Annotated in this window: 12 protein-coding genes; 7 read left to right on the forward strand and 5 right to left on the reverse strand. The window is 62.8% G+C overall.

Annotation, left to right across the window (positions count from 1 at the left end):
* The first annotated feature begins 100 nt into the window (after positions 1-100).
* Positions 101-3,130, forward strand: coding sequence for a VIT domain-containing protein (locus AC1DXO_RS23525; RefSeq protein ID WP_476980645.1), 3,030 nt, complete (start codon positions 101-103; stop codon positions 3,128-3,130).
* A gap of 324 nt (positions 3,131-3,454) precedes the next feature.
* Here the strand turns inward: AC1DXO_RS23525 and AC1DXO_RS23530 are convergent, their stop codons facing one another.
* Both AC1DXO_RS23530 and AC1DXO_RS23535 read right to left on the reverse strand, forming a co-directional pair.
* Positions 3,455-5,266, reverse strand: coding sequence for a DUF885 domain-containing protein (locus AC1DXO_RS23530; RefSeq protein ID WP_476980646.1), 1,812 nt, complete (start codon positions 5,264-5,266; stop codon positions 3,455-3,457).
* A gap of 112 nt (positions 5,267-5,378) precedes the next feature.
* Positions 5,379-7,343 carry a DUF885 domain-containing protein gene (locus tag AC1DXO_RS23535; RefSeq protein WP_476980647.1) on the reverse strand — a complete coding sequence of 655 codons (1,965 nt, stop codon included), beginning with the start codon at positions 7,341-7,343 and terminating at the stop codon, positions 5,379-5,381.
* Positions 7,344-7,505: 162 nt separating this feature from the next.
* Here AC1DXO_RS23535 and AC1DXO_RS23540 point away from each other — a divergent pair, with 162 nt between their 5' ends.
* The 3 genes from AC1DXO_RS23540 (at position 7,506) to AC1DXO_RS23550 (ending at position 10,332) form a co-directional block, all read left to right on the forward strand.
* Positions 7,506-9,101, forward strand: coding sequence for an FMN-binding glutamate synthase family protein (locus AC1DXO_RS23540; RefSeq protein WP_476980648.1), 1,596 nt, complete (start codon positions 7,506-7,508; stop codon positions 9,099-9,101).
* A 100-nt stretch (positions 9,102-9,201) separates the two neighbouring features.
* Positions 9,202-9,726 carry a superoxide dismutase family protein gene (locus AC1DXO_RS23545; protein ID WP_476980649.1) on the forward strand — a complete coding sequence of 175 codons (525 nt, stop codon included), beginning with the start codon at positions 9,202-9,204 and terminating at the stop codon, positions 9,724-9,726.
* A gap of 30 nt (positions 9,727-9,756) precedes the next feature.
* On the forward strand, positions 9,757-10,332 hold the full coding sequence (locus AC1DXO_RS23550; protein ID WP_476980650.1) for a hydrolase: 576 nt from the start codon (positions 9,757-9,759) through the stop codon (positions 10,330-10,332).
* A gap of 13 nt (positions 10,333-10,345) precedes the next feature.
* Here AC1DXO_RS23550 and galA read toward each other — a convergent pair whose 3' ends face one another.
* Positions 10,346-13,204 (reverse strand): beta-galactosidase GalA, encoded by a 2,859-nt coding sequence (galA, locus tag AC1DXO_RS23555; protein WP_476980651.1) that lies wholly within the window; start codon positions 13,202-13,204, stop codon positions 10,346-10,348.
* Positions 13,205-13,361: 157 nt separating this feature from the next.
* On the opposite strand from galA, the gene AC1DXO_RS23560 reads away from it, so the two are divergent.
* The gene (locus AC1DXO_RS23560; protein ID WP_476980652.1) at positions 13,362-13,787 is read left to right on the forward strand and encodes a hypothetical protein; all 426 of its coding nucleotides are present in this window, start codon (positions 13,362-13,364) and stop codon (positions 13,785-13,787) included.
* Between the two features lie 300 nt (positions 13,788-14,087).
* Here the strand turns inward: AC1DXO_RS23560 and AC1DXO_RS23565 are convergent, their stop codons facing one another.
* A complete protein-coding gene (locus tag AC1DXO_RS23565; protein WP_476980653.1) occupies positions 14,088-15,089 on the reverse strand; it encodes a glycoside hydrolase family 5 protein in 1,002 nt (333 codons plus the stop codon).
* Positions 15,090-15,233: 144 nt separating this feature from the next.
* Positions 15,234-15,956: a hemerythrin domain-containing protein gene (locus AC1DXO_RS23570; RefSeq protein WP_476980654.1), complete on the reverse strand. Its 723-nt coding sequence runs from the start codon at positions 15,954-15,956 to the stop codon at positions 15,234-15,236.
* Positions 15,957-16,087: 131 nt separating this feature from the next.
* Here AC1DXO_RS23570 and AC1DXO_RS23575 point away from each other — a divergent pair, with 131 nt between their 5' ends.
* The gene (locus AC1DXO_RS23575; RefSeq protein ID WP_476980655.1) at positions 16,088-16,597 is read left to right on the forward strand and encodes a hypothetical protein; all 510 of its coding nucleotides are present in this window, start codon (positions 16,088-16,090) and stop codon (positions 16,595-16,597) included.
* On the forward strand, positions 16,594-17,913 hold the full coding sequence (locus tag AC1DXO_RS23580; protein ID WP_476980656.1) for a GAF domain-containing protein: 1,320 nt from the start codon (positions 16,594-16,596) through the stop codon (positions 17,911-17,913). Before AC1DXO_RS23575 ends, AC1DXO_RS23580 begins: the two co-directional genes overlap by 4 nt.
* The last annotated feature ends 279 nt before the right edge of the window (positions 17,914-18,192 follow it).

The following is an 18,192-nucleotide window of genomic DNA, read 5'->3' on the forward strand; positions in this document are numbered from 1 at the left end:
CGACTGTATGCGCTTGTGCGGGTCTGTCCATGGCAAAAAGTTTGCCTTCACTTTGCCATCTTACCCGCGCAGCCTGTACTCAACACAGAGGGGGCTCATCATGCGTATCTTAACCTGGCTAGCCGTTGTCGCCGCGTTTCTCACTTTCGCGCCCATGGCCCAGGCCGAGCCGACGGCTCTGACACCCGCCCTGCAATTGGTGGCGCACAATCTGCGCGATGACCGCGGCAAGGACATCGATGGGGCGCTCACCATCTCGTCGCTCGATGTCACGGTCGATATAGCCGGCCGCATGGCGCAGAGCACGCTGGTGGTCACCTTTGCCAACCCGACCGAAAACCGCCTGGAGGGCGACTTTACATTGAACCTGCCGACGGGGGCATCGGTTACCGCCTATGGCCTCGACATCAACGGCGTCATGACCGACGGTGTGCTGGAGCGCAACCTGAAGGCCGAAGAGGCGTATGAAGACACTATCCGCAAGGGCATAGACCCAGGCCTGGGCCAGGTCACTGCCGGCAATCAGTTCCGCACCCATATCTTCCCCATCCTGCCCGGCTCCGGCCGCACGGTGCGCATCGTCTACACGACGCCGCTGGGTACGGATGGGCGTTTTGTCATGCCGCTGACCACCGGTGTGGCAGTCCAGAAATTGACCGTGGCCGTGGCGACGCACGGCCTGACGGGGGCGCCGATGGTTACGCTCGGCGATTTCCACGGGACGTCGCAGGGTGAACGGCTCGGTTTTGAAGTCAGGGACAAGGCCGTTGACGGCGACCTGGTCCTCACCGGCATTATGCCGACTCAGCCGATTACGGTCAGCCGCCACAGCAATGGCGAGCGCTTCTTCGAATTGACGGTGGGCGCCGAACCCGCCGGTAAGATCAAGGTCAACGGCCTGCGCGTCTATTGGGACGCGTCTCGGTCGCGCCGGGATGAAGACGTGATGAGCGACGGCTACGCGATGGCCGCCTATCTCGACGCAACCAAACCGGAGTCGGTCGACCTGATCGTCTTTGGCGACGGCGTGTCGTCGATCCGGCATTTCGACCACCCGACGACTATGGACATCCTGAATGCGCTGAAGGACACCACCTACAGCGGCGCCACCCGCTATACTGGCCTCAACAAAGCCGTGCCGGGGCGCGCCGATGTCTGCTTGGTCTTCAGCGATGGGCACGCGACGATCGGCAGTTTCTCGGCCGAACGCTGGCCGTGCCGCGTCATGACCGTATCGTCTTCGCCGCTGGCGCGGCGCGATATCCTGCGGCAATTGGCGGCGCGCAACGCCGGAGCCTATGTCGACCTGCTCACGGTCAGCCGCGAAGACATGATGCGATTGCTGACGATGCGGGCACCGAAGCTGTGGGACCTGACCGATGGCGACGGCAATTCCCTCGATTACCAGATGTCACCGCTGGGCAGCGATCAGTACCGCATCATCGGTCCGGCGCCACGCGATGGTCATCTTAGCCTCGATTACGGCGGCGAAAGCCACGACTACGATCTGTCGAAGGTCGCCTCGACCGACCAGGATGGCGTAGGGGTTGCCTGGGGTGCCGGCTTGATCGATGCCCTCAATGCCACCGACGCGCCCGACGCTGATAAGATCCTGGCCACGGCCCGGCGCTATCGTGTCGCCACGCCTGACGTCAGCTTTATCGTGCTGGAATCCGGCGCCGACTATGCCCGTGCCGACATCGCGCCTCCGGCCACGGCCTCGAAAGACATCCTCAGCGATTACCAGGCTGAGCGCGACCGTATGGCCGCGGTCAAGGCCGAAGCGAGGACGCAACGCCTCGACAACGTCACCGCCATGTGGAACGATCAAAAGACGTGGTGGGCCGCCCCGTCACTATCACTCGCCGAGGCGAAAAAACGGCTGCGCAACGATCCCAAGCGCAATCGGGGCAATGGCGATATGGCTCTTATGGCTGAGATGGCGCCACCGCCACCCGCTGTCATGCCGACCCTGGACATGGCGTCGCCTGTGATGGCAGAGCCGATGTCCGAACCCAGTCCCGCGCCCTCGGGCGGACTGCAAGGCGGGTACACTGCCGGCGATGCCGACTCCGAAATGGTCCTGGTCACCGCCGTTCGCCGGGCGCCGCGTAACACCTCAGAACCGCAAGCTACCGCCCCGCCGCCAATCGAGGTCGAGACTGCCGAATGGAACCCTGATCGCCCCTATCTGAAGGCCCTGTCCGACGTGAAGCCGGGCGACAAGGACGCTTTTGCTTCTGTCTTCGCCGCTCAGGAAAAGACCAACGGCGACAACCCGGCCTTCTATTTCGACACGGCCGAATGGATGTTCCGCAACGGCTTTGCGGACGGCGCGGCCGCCATGGCGCGCACCGCCCTCGACCTGCCGGCCAGCAATATTGACAGCCAGATTATCCTGGCGGGCCGCCTGCTGCGTTATGGCGAGGGCGACGATGCCCTGTGGCTGTACCGCCATATCGCCGCCCTGACGCCCGACAAGCCGCAGGCCAAGCGCAACCTTGCCCTGGCCCTGATTGCCGTCACAGACGCCCGTTTGAAGACTCACGCCGTCAGCGAAGACGCGGCGGTCGACGCTTACGAAGAGGCGCTCAGCCTGTTGTCGGAGGTCGTGCTGACGCCGTGGGACGGCGCCTATGACGGCATCGAGATCATCGCCCTGACGGAGGCCAATCATCTGGTCGTCAGGCTCAAGGCCATGAATGTGCCGGCCGAGGACCTGGCCGAGGTCCTGCCGGCCCAACTGACCGCGCTCCTCGACGTCGATATTCGCATCACCCTGGAATGGAACACCGACGACACCGATATGGACCTGTGGGTCGATGAGCCGTCGGGCGAACGCGCCATCTACAGCAATCCGAGTACCTTGCTGGGCGGCCGGTTGTCCAACGACATGACAGAGGGTTACGGCCCGGAAGAATATATGCTGCGCTTCGCGCCCAACGGTGATTACAAGGTCCTGGCCAATGTCTATGCTGCCGATCGCATCGATCCCAACGGCGCGACCAGCATCACGGTTCATCTTTATCGCGACTGGGGCCGTCCTACCGAGAAGGAAGAAAGCTTCGTCATCGAGTTGAACAAGGACCATGAGGGCACGGTCGATGTCGGGAGTTTCAAGCGGAATTAACATGAAAGCCGTTGAAATTGCCGATTATTCCCTTCTCCCCGCCGGAGGGGAGAAGCGGGACGGCCCGTGCCGTGCGCCAAAGGCCCGGATGAGGGGTCCTTTTTGACAGCGAAGCCACTCTGACAGTAGAATTTGTCCCCTCACCCTGCGCTTCGCGCTTCCCTCTCCCCTCAAGCGGGTAGAGGGGAAATATCTACGACTTTGCAGTTTATGCGATGGACTTCAGCCCAAGGTGGGGCAAGCTCGATTTCTTACGCGATTCTCAATTCAGTGAAATCTCCGTCAAAAGTACACTGAGCATCACGAAGGACTTTTGACGGAAGGTCAAATCATCCCCGCTTCGCGATAGACCTGCTCCAGCACGGCCAGCGGCACGGCGCCCGAGACAAGGCCAACATCGTGGAACTTGCGGATGTCGAAGTCCTTGCCCGCCTTGGTCTTCGCCATATCGCGCAGCTTCATCCATTGCAGCTTGCCCGTCATATAGCTCAGCGCCTGGCCCGGCCACACGCAGTAACGCTCGATCTCGGTGATCGCGGCACTTTCGGCATCGCCATTGGCCGCGACGAAATATTGGATCGCCTGTTCGCGCGTCCAATGCTTGGCGTGCATGCCCGTGTCGACCACCAGACGGATGGCGCGGAACATCGACGACTGCAGATAACCGACATAGCCGGCCGGGTCGTCGTCATACATGCCCATTTCACCGGCCAGCAGTTCTGTATACAGCGCCCAGCCTTCCGAATAGGCCGAAAAACCGCTGGTCTTGCGGATCATTGGCACGCCCTGCGCCTCCATCTGGATCGAAATCTGCAGATGGTGGCCCGGAATGGCCTCATGATAGGTCAGGGTCGGCAGCTTCCATCTCGGCCACTCGGCCGTGTCGCGCAGATTGATGTAATAGGCGCCCGGCCGCGAACCATCCAGGGTCGGGCGCTGATAATAGCCGCCCGGCGCGCCGGCCTCGGTCTCCTTCGGCACGCGGCGCACGGTCACCGCCGTCTTCGGCAGGACACCGAAATACTTCGGCAGGCGTTCGCTGACCGCCGTGATCTGCACGTTCAGGTCGGCGATCAGCTGTTCCTTGGCCTCGTCCGTATTGGCATAGATATATTTTGGATCCTCGGCCAGGGCGCGCATGCGCTCGCCGACCGTGCCCTTGGTGTAGCCCAGGGCCTTCAGCTTGACGTCGGCTTCGGCGCTGATCGACTTGACCAGGTCGAGCCCGATCTGATGAATTTCCTCCGGCTTCAAGTTGGTCGTTGTGCCATTGCCGGCAGCATAGGCGTAATAGGCGTCGCCATCTGGCAGGCGCCATACGCCAGCGTCGTGAACCGCCGTCTTGCGTGCTTCGGTCAGGGCGGCCATCTGGGCGTCCAGGGCCGCCGCAATGCCGCCGTCGATCCGTTTGGCCGCCTCGCCAGCCCAGTCGCCGGCCAGCCCCGCCGTGGCGGCCTTCTCGGCCAACGCCTTGGTCATCGAGCTGTCGGCGCCCTTGACGGCACGCAGGGACGCCAATTGCGCCAGGGCCTTGTCGAGCGCGAAATCGGGCGCCACGATGCCCTTGGCGGCATCGATATGAAAGTTTTCAGTATCCTGGCCGATCGCGACCGCAAACCCGTCCAGCCGCGCCAGATAGGCGTCCGCATCATCCTTTGTCTCGACCGTGTGCTGGGTGGCGAGGAAGTCCGGAATATCGCGATAGACGCCGCTCAGCTGGCTCAGCACATAGGGTTGCGCCCCGCCCCAGCTGCCGAAGCGGAAATGATCGACCCCGTACTTGGCGCGGTTCTGGCTCCACAGCACGGTGTCGTAATTGATCCGGTCCATGCCCGTCAGCTTGTCGCGCGGAATGGCCGACAGGGCCGCGACATTCTTCGTCACGCGTTCGGCATAGTCGAGATTGGCGGCAGGGCTGTAGTCGTCGAGCTTTGCCTTGGCCGCGGCCTTGTCGCCCTTGTCGATGCCCAGCGAGGTCAGGGTTTCCGGCGAGTGGTCCAGGCGGTCCTGATAGATCTTGTCGAACAGGACACTCAGCGTCGCCGAGGTATCGGGATCAGAAGCGCGGGCAGCGCCAAAGGCGGCAACCCCGGCAACAGCGGCACCCGAAGCAAGCAGATGGCGGCGAGTTAGCATGACGATATCCCTTGAAACCAAATTCCAGCGGACACCTTGCCTTACTGAGCCGCGAAGTTAAGTTAAATTCTGGTAATGCGCGACGACGCCGATGCGGCGACTGAGCTCTTAACTAAGTCAAACCCTTGGCATCGTACAGGTTCTCAAGCACGGCCAAAGGCAGTGACCCGGCGGTCAAACCCGTGTCGTGGAAGGTCTTGATGCTGAAATTGCCGCCCTGCTTGGCTTTCATGGCGTCGCGTATGCGCAGCCAGGTGATCTTGCCGACCATATAGCCAAGCGCCTGACCCGGCCAAACGCAATAGCGCTCGATCTCCAGCGCCGCGGCGCCGGGCGAATCCCCCGTCTTGTCGCACATATAGGCGATCGCCTGTTCGCGGCTCCAGCCAAGGCTGTGCATGCCGGTATCGACAACCAGCCGCACCGCGCGGAACAGGGCGTCGTGCAGGTAGCCGATCCGGCCGTAAGGATCTTTGTCGTACATGCCCATTTCCAGCGCCAGTTGCTCGGAATACAGCGCCCAGCCCTCGACATAGGCATTGTAGGACGCCACCTTGCGCAGTTGCGGCAGGCTGGCCTCTTGCTGGATCGAGATCTGCATGTGGTGGCCCGGCACGGCCTCATGATAGGTCAGGGTCGGCAGCGAGAACTTCGGATTGTCCGCCATGTCGTGCAGGTTGATATTGTAGACGCCGGGCCGCGAGCCATCCAGCGCCGCCGGCTGGTAATAGCTGGGCGCGCCCAGTTCATTGGCCACCGGTACGCGGCGGATGATCGGCTTGGTCTTCGGCAAAACCCCGAAATATTGTGGCAAGCGCGCTGTGACCGCTGCGACCTTGTCGTTGAGGTCGGCAATCAACTGCGCCCGGCCCTCATCGCTGTCGGGATAGAGCTGCGTCGGGTCGGCATACAGGGCGCGCATGCGCTCGGCATTGCTGCCCTGGGACCGTCCCAGGGCGCGGAAGCGGGCATCGATCTCATCGCCGAGATCGGCGACCTTCTGCAGGCCGACGGCGTGAATCTCCTTGGCCGTCATATCGGTCGACGTGCCCATCTTGGCCCCGAAGCCGTAATAGGCCTGGCCATTGGGCCGGTTGCGCACACCGGCATCGTGAACCGCCTTGCCCAGCAGGGCCTGCAGCGCCGTTATCTGGCGCGTCAGGGCGGGCGTGACACGGTCGACGACAGCCGTCGTTGCGCGTGACTTCCAGTCGCCGGCAATACCCTTTTCGGTGGTGCGGCGGTCGATCGAGTTGATCAGCGTGCTTTGTTCCGGCGGCGTGTCGCGCAGGCCGGTGATCTGGGTGATCGTCTTGTTGATGATGAAGTCCGGCGGGACAATGCCGGCGCGCGCATCGCCGACCAGCCGCGCGGTCTCCTGGTCGAGCGCCAGGGCAAACCCGTCCAGGCGCTTGATATAGGCCTCGGCGTCCGACGCGTCATTGATCGTGTGCTGGATATCGAGGAAGTCCGGCACGACCTGGTAAAGGCCGGTAAGCTGGCTGACCACATAGGGCGTGACGGCATAGAAGGTCACATTGATCGGCGTGCCATTGTCGCCGAACGGAAAGGCGTGGGCGCCCGACAGCTGGGCCTGGTAATCCCACAGGATAGCGTCGTAATCGATGCGGTCCGAGGCTGACAACTGGCTGCGCGGCACGGCCTGCAGCGTCGCCACCGCCTTGCGCAGGCGGCTGACATTGGCCGACAGGGCGGAGGTGCCGCGGTCGTCGATCTTGCTTTTCAGGTAGGCGAATTCGCCCTTGTCCAGCCCCAGCGAGGTAGCCGTCAGCGGCGAGGCTGTCAGCAGGTCGTTCAATATGGTGGTAAAGGCGTCATCCAGCTGCGCCTTGATGGCGGGCGCGGTGACCGCGGGCACAGGCGGCGGCGGGGGCGGCAGGACGGGCTTCGGCTTGGGCGGCGGGCCCTTCTTGCCCCTGCCCTTCCTGGCCGTGGACTTCTTGCTCGATTTCTTGCCGGGCGCGGACGCCTTTTTTTTCTTCTTCGCCAGGGCCTCGGTGGCGACGGTGACAAGAAGCCCGGTCAGGCCTCCCAGCAGAAAACGGCGATCCAGCATAGTCATCTCACAAAAATCCGAGAAAGCGGAACCTAGGCGCAAAGCTTTACAGTCCGCAACAGGTGACGCATGAAATTGTTGTAATGTGGGCAATAACTTGGGTAATCATGGTGTCACACAGCCGTGACAGGCTGGGCAGGATTTCGGTATCAGGGGGTGGCCATGATCTCGCGTTTCTTCGTTTTCCAACTGGTCCTGGCGGCCACGCTGGCCGCTCTCGTCCTGGGCTATGTCGTGCATCACGATATCTGGTGGTCCTTGCTGGCCCTGGCGCCGCTGAGTGTCGTCGGCATCGGCGACCTGCTGCAGACGCAGCACTCGATCCTGCGCAACTATCCGATCATCGGCCACTTCCGCTTCTGGATCGAAGCCATACGTCCGGAATTACGGCAATATGTCATTGAGGACGATCGCGACCCGGTACCGTTTTCGCGCGAACAGCGTTCCCTCGTCTATCAGCGGGCAAAGGGGGCGCCGGACCAGCAACCGTTCGGCACCATCCGCGACGTCAATGCGCCGGGCTACGGCTGGATCTCGCATTCGATCCGCCCGGCGCTGATCACCAGCCACGACTTTCGTATCATGATCGGCGGCAGGGACTGCAAGCAACCCTACTCCGCCTCGGTCCTCAACATCTCCGGCACCAGCTTCGGCGCGGTCAGCAGCAACGCCATCCTGGCCCTGAACAAGGGCGCCAAGCTGGGCGGTTTCGCGCACAATACCGGCGAAGGTTCGGTCAGCCGCTATCATCGCAAGGGCGGCGGCGATATCATCTGGCAGGTGGCGACCGGCTATTTCGGCTGCCGCACCCGGGAGGGCAAATTCGATCCCGCCCTGTTCGCCAAGGTCGCTGCCGAGCCGCAGATCAAGATGATCGAGATAAAGCTCAGCCAGGGCGCCAAGCCCGGCCACGGTGGCGTGCTGCCCAAGGCCAAGATAACCGCCGAAATCGCCCGCACGCGGCTGATCGACCGGACGACGGACTGTGTGTCGCCGTCGCGCCATGCCGAATTTTCCACGCCGCTGGAACTGATGGGATTCATTTCCCGTCTTCGCGAATTGTCGGGCGGCAAGCCGGTCGGCCTGAAGATGTGCGTCGGTCACCGCTTCGAATTCCTCGCCCTGTGCAAGGCCATGCTGGAGAGCGACACTACGCCCGACTTCATCGTCGTCGACGGCGGCGAAGGCGGCACGGGTGCGGCGCCGATCGAACTGGCCGGCCATGTCGGCCTGCCTCTGGTCGAAGGGCTGAGCTTCGTTCACAACGCTTTGGTGGGTTCCAACCTGCGCGACCGCATCCGGTTGGGCGCCTCGGGCAAGGTCGTGACGGCCTTCGACTTCTGCCGCATCCACGCCCTGGGCGCCGACTATGCCATGGCGGCGCGGCCGTTCATGTTTGCCCTGGGCTGCCTGCAGGCGCGCGCCTGCCACACCAACCACTGCCCGACGGGAGTCGCCACCCAGGACAAGGGTCGGTCACGCGCCCTGGTCGTCAGCGAAAAAGCGCCGCGTGTGCGTAACTTCCACCGCAATACCTTGAAGGCCCTGGCCGAAGTGCTGGCCTCGGCTGGCCTGACCCATCCGCAGGATCTGCGGCCGTGGCACCTGCATGTCCGCGCCGCCAATGGCGAGGTGGTGCGTGGCGACGTCGCCTATCACCATCTGTCGCGCGGTTCACTGCTGACCGGCGATGTCGATGAGCGGCTGAAGCGCGAATGGGATCGCGCCCAGGCGGACACCTTCGATCCGGCCTTTTAAATTTCACAAGCGCGTGAAGTGTCAAGACACAGCCGCATTTCCCCGGCTAGGGTGCGCCCGCATCGAAATCCGACCAAAGGCCCAATCAAGGAGTCTCGCCATGCGTATCATCCCCCTCCTCGCCGTTCTTGCCTTCACTACAGCTCCGGCTTTGGCCCAGGAGACCGGGCCGCATGTTTACAGCGGCAATTTCGCCGGTGCCGATCACGGCGACCACGGCACACTGACCCTGACGACCGCGCCCAATGGCGTCATCCTGCACATCGAGGTCAAGGACATGAAACCTGGCTGGCACGGCATGCACTTTCATGAAAAGGGCACCTGCGACGACGAGAAGTTCGCCTCGGCCGGCGGTCATGTCCACAACACGACGCCGGTGACACATGGCTATCTCAATGCCGGGGCCAATGATGCCGGTGATCTGCCCAACATCTATGTCGGCGAAGACGGCCACGGCAATGCCGAGGTCTATTCCTCCCTCGTCACCGCGACCAAGGTCGATGGCCGGCCCTACCTGATCGACGATGACGGCACTGCGGTGGTCATCCACGACATGCCCGACGATTACGCCGCGCAGCCGATCGGCAATGCCGGCGGACGCGCCGTCTGCGCGCCGATCCAGTGATGGCGCCAGTCCAATGATGGGGCCAGTCCAATGATGGGGCAAGTCCAGCTTTCCGCCCGCACCACGGCCCTGGTGCTGATCGACCTGCAGAACGGCATCGTCTCACCGCCGCGCCAGCCGCGTTCGGGCGCTGAGGCCGTCGCCGCCTGCGCCGCCCTGGCCCAGCGATTCCGCGCCGCCGAAGCCCCCGTTATCCTGGTCCATGTCGGTTTTGCAGACGACTATAGCGACGCGCTGAAACAGCCGGTCGACGCGCCCATCCCGCGTCCCCCCGGAGGCCTGCCGGCCGGCTATATGGAGTTTGCCCCCGGCCTGCAGCAGGACGGCGACATCGTGATCCGCAAACGCAACTGGGGCGCCTTCCACGGCACGGAGCTGGATGTAATCCTGTCCCGGCGCGGCATCAATGCAATCGTCCTGGCCGGCATTGCGACCAATTTCGGCGTCGAGTCGACCGCCCGCCAGGCGTGGGAGCGCAACTACGCCGTCGTGGTCGCCGAGGACGGCTGTACCAGCGCGACCGCCGAACTACATGCGATGTCGATCACCGGCGTCCTGCCGCGCATTGCACGCGTTCGCCAGAGCACCGAGATTCAGATTACCTGACCTCGGTACTTCCTCATTTCACCCCGATCACAACGGTGGCGGTCTTCAGCCCCTCGCCGCGCGCGACCAGCCTGCCCTCGCCCGGTTCGCCCGTCGACTGAACCACCACTGTGGCATAGCCGCCGAACGCGTGCCTTTGCCAGGGTGCGGCCGGCGTCACGACACGGATCTGGCCCCAGCTTGTGCCGCCCGAACTGTTATCGGCCATTTTCGCCACGCCGCCCTCCGGCGTCTCGAAAACATAGACCAGGCTGTTTACCGGTTTCAAATCGCCCGGCGCAATGTCGATGACCTGGACGCCGTCCTGGTCGTGCGGCGTCACCAGCTTGCCATTCAGATACGCGGTCTGGTTCTTGCCAATCGTGCCGACCAGCCATTGCAAACTATCGCTCGCCCCCAGGACAGGGCCTGAGAACTCGCCGCGCAGGACGACGGCTTTTGTGACAGGCGGTTGCTTTTCGGGCGGCAGCCATTGGAACGGATCGCGCCAGCCTTCGGTCGATTGCCCGGCCGCGGTCTCCGGACGGTTCAGCGTACCGTCGACCGCCAGGCTGCGCCAATTGCCGATGGTCGCAAAGCCGTAACGGACGGCGGGACGGTCGGCCTCGTGCGAGCCCGGATCGCCATTGCCGACGCCGATAATACGCAACGGCCCTTCGACATCGAAGGTCATGGCGTTATCTGCGGTCGGCACCAGACGGCCCTTGCGATCGACCACGCGCACCGTCACCACGGTCGCCGAGGCGCCGTCGGCCTTCAACGCGCTTGCGTCCGGCGCCAAGGCCAATCCAGCGGGCTTGTCGGTCGTCACCACACTGTCGCGCGCGGTCACCTTGCCGGCGGTATAGCCAATGGCTTCCAACGTGCCGGGCGCATAGGGCACGGACCATTCAAGATGGCCATCGCGCTCCAGGGTTTTGCGCCCCAGGCTCTTGCCGTTGAGTTTCAACTCCACCGCGTCCGTATTGCCGTAGACACGGACATCGATTGCCTGTCCTTCTTTACCTGCCCAATTCCAGTGCGGCAGCAGATGAACCTGCGGCGTGTCCTTCCATACCGTGCTCAGATAGTAGCCGCTGTCCTTGACGATCCCGCCGGTGTCCAGCATGCCGAACTGCGAACTGATGGCCGGCCAGCCGAACGGCGTCGTCTCGCCGCGATAATCAAAGCCTGTCCACACGAACATGCCGGCAAGGAACGGCCGTGCCGCAGCAAAGCGCCACGCCTCCTCAATGCTGGACGAATTACCCGGCCGCGCCTGACGGTCGTAGGCCGCCAGATGCACGCCCTGCGGATCATCGACATAGATGCCGCGCGTCGCCGTGGTCGAGCCTTCTTCCGTCATCACCGCCGGCATGCCGGGATGCTGCTTGTGGAAAGCATCGACATCATGCTGGGTGTGGTAGTTGAAGCCGATGACATCGGCCGCCAGGGATACGCCCTGGCCGGAGCCGCTGGTCGCCACCGTGGTGCGGCGATTGGGGTCAAGCCGGTGGACGATATACTGCATCTCGTCGGCCAGGTGCGTGCCCAGGGGTTTCCATTCCAGCGCCCATTCCTCATTGCCGACCGACCACAGGATGACGCTGGGGTGGTTGCGGTCGCGCTTGATCAGAGCTTCGAGCTGGCCGCGAATTTCCAGTGTTGTTCCCATCATGCGGTGCTCGTCGATAACCAGCATGCCCATCCGATCGGCGGCATCGAGCACCTCCGGATTGGGCGGATTATGCGACATGCGCAGCGCATTGACGCCTATCCCCTTCAACTGCTTCAGGCGATAGACCTGCACCGAATCCGGCACCGCGACGCCGACACCGGCAAATTCCTGGTGAATATTGACGCCGTGCAGCTCGACATGCTGGCCATTGAGGAAAAACCCCTTGTCGGGGTCGAACACGACCGTGCGGATACCGAAGGGCTGGCTATACAGGTCCGACAGGCCGTCCTTCGTGCGTATCCGCGTCACGGCGGTATAGAGTTGCGGCGTTTCCAATGACCAAAGCTTGGGCGTGGTTACGTTGAGATGCTGTTTTACCTTGACGGTGTCACCATCGCCGACCGTCTGTTCCGGGCCGACAGCGGTCGCCACCACCGTGCCATCGGGCGCCAGCAGTTGAACCTCTACGCTGAAGCTCTGTTGCGTGCGACCCTCATTGACCACCGTGGTCTCGACCGCCACGTCGGCCGCGTCGCCGGTCACTGTGCTGTCGACGAAACTGCCCCATGGGGCGACATGGACCGGCTGGGTCTTGTCCAGCCAGACATGGCGATAGATCCCTGCCCCTTCGTAGAACCACCCCTCCTCGACCGTGGCGTCAACGCGCAGGACGATGACATTGTCACCGCCATAGTTGAGGTAGTCGCTGATGTCGTATCTGAAACTGGTATAGCCGCTGGGTTCCGTGCCGATATAGTGCCCGTTCACCCACAAGACGCTGTCGCGGTAGACGCCGTCGAAGGTCAAGGAAATGCGCCGGCCACGGTCGCTTTCCGGTATGGTCAGGGTCTTGCGGTACCAGCCAATGCTGTTTTCCGGGAAGTTGCCACCGATTGCCTTGGAACCGTGATTGGTATTGCCACGGCCGTCGAAGGGCAGTTCGACCGCCCAGTCGTGCGGCAGGTCGACCTTGCGCCAGCCGGCGTCGTTGAAACCGGGCCCGGCCGGCCCATCGCCATAGCCGGCCTTGGCGAAGAAGAAGGCGCGCTGACCATAGCCGAAATCGTGTGCCGAGTCGGTGGCGTGGCCATAGGCAAACCGCCAGCCGGCGTCGATATTGGTGTGTTCGCGCGCCGCAGGCTCGGCCTGAGCCACAACCGCGCCGATCAGGCAAGCCAGAAGCGTCAACCACAGCGTAGACAAAAGTCGTTTCATATCAACACCCACTTCAGACCTCCCGTTCGGCATGGCCGAATCCTGTTATTTGTAGTACAATTAAACCATTCGAAAGCTATGGCAAGGGCCTGAAATTTTCCTGTTGACACTTATCCACAATGAGAACAAAATAGGAACATCATCAAGGAATGTTGCCATGCCTCATCTCAGCACCTGGACCCGTCAGCCGCAGCTCAAGGATTTGCAGCGCGACAGCACCATTGCCGTAACGTGCAAAGCCTGCGCAAAAGGCTGGTCACTGGATGTGCGCGACATGGTCGAAACGCAACGCCTGGGCGGACAATTCATGGATTTGCTGGAATGGGAGACGCGCTGCCAGGACGCTGCCTGCAACGGCGCCGTCGTTTTCGTCTATGACGGCAAGCCCGAAGTCGCCCCCTATGTCGCCGAGGTGGTGACGCCGCCACGTCCGAAGGCCGAGCGTCCGTTGTGGCCGGTCAAGGCGGTTGTCAGGCCACGTCAGCACCCCGTGCCCCAGTACAGCTTGCCGCAATATACCTTGCCCATGTCGATGCCGCGCACGGTCCAGCCGGCGCGGATGGCATCGCATGCAGGTCGGTAGTTGATATTAATTTTGGGAACTCTTAAATCCCCCTCTTCCCGTCACTTTACGGGGAGAGGACGAGAGCTGAGCATAGCGAAAGCGATCGGGTGAGGGGCATTCTACTGCATTTGCAACGGCTCGGTCAGTAAACGTAAGTCTCCGCCAAACCTTTCCACGGGCTGATAACCTGAATGCTGGAATCCTCGTGGTGGTGGAGGCCGCTTCGACCGTGGGATTTGCCCCTCACCCGGTCCTCTGGACCGACCTCTCCCCGTAAAGCGACGGGAAGAGGTGGATTCAATGGGTACGCTTCTCACCCTACCCGCAGGTCGCCGGGGCATTCCTGACGATATCGCGCACCAGCTTTCCCGACTCGGTCAGGTCGTCATCTGTCCAGGGTCCGGTCGCCGAAGCCCCCGGTTTGAACAGCGACGCGGATTCCTTCTTGTCGCTGACCGACCAGTTGACCTGAGACAGGCAGTTGGCGCGCATATAGTCCTGCCAGCGCTGCGTTTCACCCGTCGCGACGCCGCCCTTGCCGTCAGCATTGACCGTGCCCCATTCCGAGACGAACAGAGACGCGCCCAGGTCCATGGCCTTGGTTGCCTTGTCACGCAGGGATTGCCCGTGTGATCCGGCATAGAAATGCAGGGTATAGGTGATGTTGCGCCCGACGACCGGATCGGCGGCGGCGATATCGACATCCTGCGACCAGGTCGGCGATCCGACGACGATAAGGTTATCAGGATCGACGGCGCGGATGGCGTCGACCACGGTCTGGGCATAGGGTTTGACGTCGCTGGACCAGTCGGTGCTGTTCAGCGGCTCGTTATAGATCTCGTAGATGACATTGGGCGTGTTGCCGTACTTTTTCGCCATGGCGGTAAAGAAGGTGACCGCCGCCTGCGGGTTCTTCTCGGCGTGATGCGAATGCCAGTCGATCAGCACATAGATGCCGTTGGCGATGGCCGCGTCGACAATGGTCTCGGCGCGCGCCTGGTTGCCGGCCGGATCCTGCAGGTAATCGCCTCCGAAGTCCGCGCCCATGGCAGCCCGCACCAGCGAGACATGCCAGTCCTGGGCGAAACTCTTCACCGCGGCGGCATTGTAGAAGCGTTCCTGCCCCCAGCCGGTATTCGACCAGAAGAAACTGACTCCGGCCAGGGCGACCGGATTGCTATGCTCGTCGATGATGCGATTGGCCTTGACCGAGAGGGCACCGTGGTCAGAGACCGGTGTTGCCGCGCAGGCAACACCGGTACTCGATAAAAGCAGGGATGCGGCCACACCTAAGATGTGGCGCGCAATCGAACCTTGCATTTGGCGTCTTCTCCCCCGGCTGTTTTTATGGGTCAGACCTAAGCCTGCCAGCGACCGGTTAAAATGGTCATACCAAATTTTTACGTGATTCGCCTTTCATGAATAAAAATCGCGATCACAATCCCGTAACCGGCAAAATGCGGGTCAGGCCTCGACCAGGCCCAGGCGCTGTTCCAGGTCGGCGAAATCCTCACGCGACAGGACATTGCGCGCGATCACCTCCATGACCGCGTCGAAGGCCGGCTTGGGTGCATGGGCCTTCATGCCGCCCAGCAGAATGGCGCGTTCGTCGCGATTGATCGCCGGGATCATCAGTTTCATCGACAACATGGCCTTTTCCGGCGTCAGGCTGGCGACGATGGCGCGCTCTATCTGGTGCAACTCATCATCGCTGAACAACGCCCATAGCTGCGCATTGCCTACGGTTTCCTCCTCCAGCATATGTTCCAGGTCGTGAGCAACAAAGGCGCTGTAAGTCAGGTAAAGCCGGCGGCCGAACGCGGCCTTCTCGTCGGCCGGCGCGACTGCGAGCTGGGCAATCAGATCCTCCAGGGTTTCGAAAGCCGCCCGGTGGCTGCCGTGCTGGGCGTCCAGAGCGTCTGTGGCGCCCGGCGCCCGCGCCTTCAATACCGGATGGACGAAGACCTCTTCATGGGCGATGTGCTGGCTGCCGAAGGTCAGGAGCTGGCGCAGGTCGGTCAGCAGGCTCGTGGTTGCCGGGTTCTTGAAATCGGCCTGGCCCAGGCGGACCAGCATGTCGCACTGCGCCTTGCGCAGGGCCTTGTGGATCAGGGCATAGGGATCGAAACGGCCCTGGGTCGGGGCGACAACCGGAAGGGCGGGGCTAGCGATGTGAGCGTGGATCATGTGGGTCTCTCCTTTGTGATGACGCTGTCATAGGCGACCTCCCAAAAAGGGCATCCTAAATGCTTGCTAAGCCCCGCCCCGTTTCCTAAAAGAATCCTAACCCGATCCTGTTCGCCTATCAGGGACGCCGCTTGCCCGAGCCCACCAACCTCTCCGTTGCCCTTCCCGCGGACCTCGCCGAAGCGATGGCTGGCCCGGTGATGATCCTCGTTTCGGTGTGCAATGACCGTTTTCGCGCCACCATCGGGCGCGGCGCCGGAGCGGTGTGCGATACGTCTGGCGACGGCGGCAGCTTCGTCGATGTCTTCGTCTCGGCGGCCCAATGGCCCGACACGGTTGCCAATGCCAATCTCGGCCAGCGCATAGCCGTCACCTTCGGCGATGTGTCCGATTACCGCTGCTGGCAGGTCAAGGGCGTGATCGAAGACGCCAGGCCCGCCACGGCGATCGAGGTCGCGCGCAGCAACCTCTATATCGAGCGCGCCCTGGCCTTGCTGATGGGGTGGGACGTCAGCCGCACGCAATTGTCGGACACCTTCTGCACCACCGACCTGTGGCGGTTGCGTCTGTCACCGCGTGAAGTTTTCAACCAGACACCTGGCGCCGGCGCCGGCAAGCTGATCGCCGCGGCCTCCGCATGATCCGTCTGAACGATTTGCGTGACAGTTTCGAAGGCGTCATCCCGTCGGTTATCGCCACGCTGGACGAGGCCGGCCAGCCCAATATCTCCTACCTGTCGCACGTCCACTATGTCGACGACAGCCACGTCGCCCTGTCGAACCAGTATTTCTCCAAGACGGCCGCCAATGTCCGCCGCCACGGCGTCGCCACCCTGGCGGTTATCGACGGCCGTACCGGCGTGCAACACATACTCGACCTGCAATTCATCCGTTCCCAGGACAATGGCGAGATATTCGAACGCATCTCAACCCATCTCGATGCCGCCAGCGCCCTGCAGGGCGTCAGCGGCATGATGAAGCTGAAGGCTGCCGACATCTATCGCGTCACGGCCATGCGCGTCGTGCCGCCCGCCGACCCGCACGCCACGCCGCTGGCGCCCTTGCCGCGCTGCGACCGCCTCAGCCGCGCGGCGCGTATCGCCGCAGCGATCAGCGCGGAAGAAGATGCCGACACCATTCTCGATGTCGCGCTCGATGGCCTGCATGACGCCATGATGTTCCCTCACGTCGTGGTGCTGTTGCCCGATGCGGATGGTGAATGGCTGAGCACCGTGGCCAGCCGCGGCTACGACCGCTACGGCGCCGGCGCCCAGGTCCACATCGGTGAGGGCTTGATCGGCATGGCCGCCTCGACGCGTCGGGCCATGCGCCTGGCCGACCTGCGCCGCGCCACCACCTATGCCCAGGCCGCGGCCGGCGAAATTCCCGCCATCCCCCTGCCCGGCCTCAGCCGGCCGAAATGCCAGATGGCGGTGCCCATGCTGACCAAGGGCCAGTTGCGTGGTGTCATTTTCGCCGAATCTCCGACCAGTTTTGCCTTCGGTCACGAGGACGAGTCCGCGCTTAGCCTGATCGCCGGTCAATTGGCGGCCGCCCTGCAACTGGCCGAACTGCAGGCCCAGGCGGCCGCCCCCGCCCCGCCTACGCCGCCCGTCTCGACGGCGTCCGGGCCACCGTTTCGCCTGCGCTACTATCCGTTCGACGACAGCGTCTTCATCGACGACGACTACCTGATCAAGGGCGTTCCCGGCCGTTTGCTGTATCACTTTATCAAGGGTTATGTCGAAACCGGGCGCACGGACTATACCAACCGCGAGATCCGCCGCGAGGCTGCGCTGAAACTGCCGGACCTGAAGGATAATCTGGAAACGCGTCTGATCCTGCTGCGCCGCCGTCTCGACGACAAGGCGGGCCCGATCCGCCTGACACGTCCGGAACGCGGCCAGATCCGTTTGGAGCTCACCGGCACGCCGCGGATCGAGGTCATGACCGGGTAGTCGCGCAGAGCAACGAGTGAGATGGCTTGTCTTGCTTGGCACCTGCGACCGGTTGTGAGGATGCTGAAAAACCCTATACCGCCCCGCGAGCGGGGCGGGGGACCGCCCGAGTGAAGATTGACACGACGCGATAGCGACGTGAAAAGTCTTCACATCGGGTGGTGGTGGGGGCCTTGCAGAAGCGGAGACTCCTATGTCAGGCGGAGTCGAAATACAGACCTGTCAAGGCAATACGGCGAGCAATTACTCCACCAGAAATTTTGCGTTAGAAACGCTTTC

Source organism: Asticcacaulis sp. P2_C5 (assembly GCF_056404555.1).

Bases quoted from the DNA above. Each gene is read 5' to 3' on its own strand.
- AC1DXO_RS23525 (WP_476980645.1), top strand. From the start codon at position 101: ATGCGTATCTTAACCTGGCTAGCCGTTGTCGCCGCGTTTCTCACTTTC.
- AC1DXO_RS23530 (WP_476980646.1), bottom strand. From the start codon at position 5,266: ATGCTAACTCGCCGCCATCTGCTTGCTTCGGGTGCCGCTGTTGCCGGG.
- AC1DXO_RS23535 (WP_476980647.1), bottom strand. From the start codon at position 7,343: ATGCTGGATCGCCGTTTTCTGCTGGGAGGCCTGACCGGGCTTCTTGTC.
- AC1DXO_RS23540 (WP_476980648.1), top strand. From the start codon at position 7,506: ATGATCTCGCGTTTCTTCGTTTTCCAACTGGTCCTGGCGGCCACGCTG.
- AC1DXO_RS23545 (WP_476980649.1), top strand. From the start codon at position 9,202: ATGCGTATCATCCCCCTCCTCGCCGTTCTTGCCTTCACTACAGCTCCG.
- AC1DXO_RS23550 (WP_476980650.1), top strand. From the start codon at position 9,757: ATGATGGGGCAAGTCCAGCTTTCCGCCCGCACCACGGCCCTGGTGCTG.
- galA (WP_476980651.1), bottom strand. From the start codon at position 13,204: ATGAAACGACTTTTGTCTACGCTGTGGTTGACGCTTCTGGCTTGCCTG.
- AC1DXO_RS23560 (WP_476980652.1), top strand. From the start codon at position 13,362: ATGCCTCATCTCAGCACCTGGACCCGTCAGCCGCAGCTCAAGGATTTG.
- AC1DXO_RS23565 (WP_476980653.1), bottom strand. From the start codon at position 15,089: ATGCAAGGTTCGATTGCGCGCCACATCTTAGGTGTGGCCGCATCCCTG.
- AC1DXO_RS23570 (WP_476980654.1), bottom strand. From the start codon at position 15,956: ATGATCCACGCTCACATCGCTAGCCCCGCCCTTCCGGTTGTCGCCCCG.
- AC1DXO_RS23580 (WP_476980656.1), top strand. From the start codon at position 16,594: ATGATCCGTCTGAACGATTTGCGTGACAGTTTCGAAGGCGTCATCCCG.